The organism is Corynebacterium sp. SA-MJD20WY100 (assembly GCF_039822565.1).
Classification (GTDB): Bacteria; Actinomycetota; Actinomycetes; order Mycobacteriales; family Mycobacteriaceae; genus Corynebacterium; species Corynebacterium phoceense_A.
The window spans coordinates 1-2,554 of sequence record NZ_JBCJKS010000038.1 but is presented as its reverse complement, the minus strand read 5'-3'; the positions used below and the strand labels follow the sequence as shown (position 1 = coordinate 2,554).

Here is a 2,554-nt window from a genome sequence, read left to right as displayed (position 1 = left end):
TGTTGGCGGACATGAAGAGTTGACCAGTGGCGGACACGGGTTTTAGGGGTTTGGGGAGTTTTTATCGGGGGTAGAAAACTAAGGGGGTCTTCATCCAGTGTTCGATAGAAGTGTCTAGCCGGACATATCTATCGAAAGGATGAAGACCCTTTATGCAGTCTTCCAGAAGAAGCCAGAAAATTCTGGCTCGTTACGCCATTTTAAAAAATGCGCGTGCTGTCGCCGACGAACTCAACGTCTCGCACAACACGGTTCTACGCGTGGTGCGCGCTCACGCTGACGCACCGCCGGTGCGTGGGCCACGTCCGTCGATTACGGATGCGCACCGTGGATTCATCAAGGAACTGATCACCAACTCGGGCGGAAAGATCCGCGCCGACGTGGTCTACGAGGCTTTGCTGGACCGTGGTTTTGAAGGAAGCCAGCGCACCACGCGTCGCATCGTCGCGACGCTCAAACAGGAATACCGCCTCTCGTCATCGCGGCGCGCACACCAGCCTTGGGTAACCGCACCAGGCAAATGGCTCCAGTACGACTTCGGCGACGGCCCAGTAGTCGATGGCAAGAAGACCGTGTTGTTTGTGGCCTGGGTTGCCTACTCGCGATTCCGCGTCGTCTTTGCCCTGCGTAACCGAAAGATGACTACCGTACTCGCCGCCTTAGACCGGTGCTTTCGGGCTATCGGCGGAGTACCCGACTTTGTGCTCACGGATAATGAGAAAACCGTAGTTGTAGGCCGTCACGCAGGCCTGCCGGAGTTCAATCCGACAATGGAATCGTTCATGTCGCACTACCGCGTCAGTATCCAAGTCTGTGCACCGGCAGACCCTGCCACGAAAGGCGGAGTCGAATACGCCGTACGCCTAGCCAAAGACGACATCCTTCCCCGCGATACGAATCTCGTGGACGCCTACGAGACCTTCGGCCAGCTCGAAGCAGCATGCCAGGCGTTTATGGACAAGATCAACGCCCGACCACACCGTACAACCGGGCTTGTTCCTGCAGAAGTACTGCGTGAAGTCGAAGCTAAACACCTCGGGCCACTGCCTGTGGACACGCATCCGAGTGTCTTCGGTGAACTGCGGAAAGTGCCGGCGAATACGCCCATGATCACCTACCAGCACGCGGTGTACTCAGTGCCTGAAGAACTCATGGGCCGGCAAGTCTTCATCACAGAACAATCCAGCCCAGACGTCGATGAGGTCGTAATCTACTTCCACGACATCGATGGGGTGGAAGAAGTCGCACGTCATGTCAAAGGAGCCCGCGGCGACAGCCGCATCGACCCGAACCATTTCTCCTTCCAGCGGCCTGAGCCTGGCTACTACAAGGTCAATCCTCGCTCGAAACTAGAAAAAGACTTTCTTGCCATCGGACCTGGTGCCGAAGCGTGGCTGCGCTTCGGGGTTGCCCACCACGCACCGCAAATCAAACACACCATGAGTTTGTTCGTCACGCTGGCCGCTACGCGCGGGAAGTGGTTCGCTGATGACATCGCTCGCGCCGCAATCGACGCGGGCCTTATCACCAGCATCGATATCGAAGCCATGGCAGATAACTGGCCAGTCAACGCCCTAGCAGCCAAAATCGGCACGGCCTTTGATATCGAGGGCCCAGAACCTGAAACCATCGAACATGCCTCGAACTCCTGGGACGGGTTCTACACGCCCACACCACCTAAGCCCTCACACCACGAGGCTAACGCGCACGAGGAGGAATGGTTCTAAATGAGCGCACCCAACTACCAGCTTCCCGCAGGGCTTGCCGCACAACTAACCAGGCTTCGAGTACCCGGGCTTAAAAGTGCCGCCATCGATTACCTTCAATCATGTGACAATGACGCTCACCGCCGGCGCCTGGAAGAATTTCTAGGCACCATTGTCGAAGCAGAAGCACTCAGCAGGGCCAAGTCAGCGCTAATCACCAGGCGTAAAAATGCTGGACTTCCTACCGGGGTAAGTTTCGACGCCTGGGACCCAGCCAGGTCTACCATCCCAGTAGAACGCCAAGAACACCTCAAAGCCCTGGACTGGGTGGACCGCCACGACAACCTCGTTTTGTGCGGGCCACAAGGCACTGGCAAATCCATGCTCACCGAAGCACTTGCAGTCGAGCTGATCAAACGCGGCAAGAAGGTCAAGTGGCTCACAATGAAGAACCTCGGCCAGCTCATTAACCGGCACGCTGCGGACTTGGACCCGCATAAAGGCTTTTCGAAACTCGCCAAACTGGACTTAGTCATCCTTGACGACGTGGGATACTTCGACGTTACCGTCGCTGAAGCCAACGGATTCCTCGCGCTTATTGAAGCGACCTACCAGCACACCTCGCTGGCGATTACCTCGAACTCGCATCCGTCACGGTTCGCCGACCTCATGCCACAGGTACGCCCCACACAGATCAACGCTGCCATCGACCGACTGATGCACCACGCCATCGTCATCCAAACCGAAGGAGAATCCCAGCGCTACATCGACGCCACAACCAGACACTAACCCATAGGGCATAGTTCGCATACACACCCCGTCCGGCTAAGACAACCCTTCGAACACGC

Annotated in this window: 2 protein-coding genes; both read left to right on the top strand. The window is 57.0% G+C overall.

Annotated features, from left to right (window positions below):
* The first annotated feature begins 152 nt into the window (after window positions 1-152).
* Complete coding sequence (istA, locus tag ABJ196_RS12580) at window positions 153-1,727, top strand: IS21 family transposase (protein ID WP_347307567.1); 1,575 nt, start codon at window positions 153-155, stop codon at window positions 1,725-1,727.
* On the top strand, window positions 1,728-2,495 hold the full coding sequence (locus ABJ196_RS12575; RefSeq protein ID WP_347307565.1) for an ATP-binding protein: 768 nt from the start codon (window positions 1,728-1,730) through the stop codon (window positions 2,493-2,495).
* The last annotated feature ends 59 nt before the right edge of the window (window positions 2,496-2,554 follow it).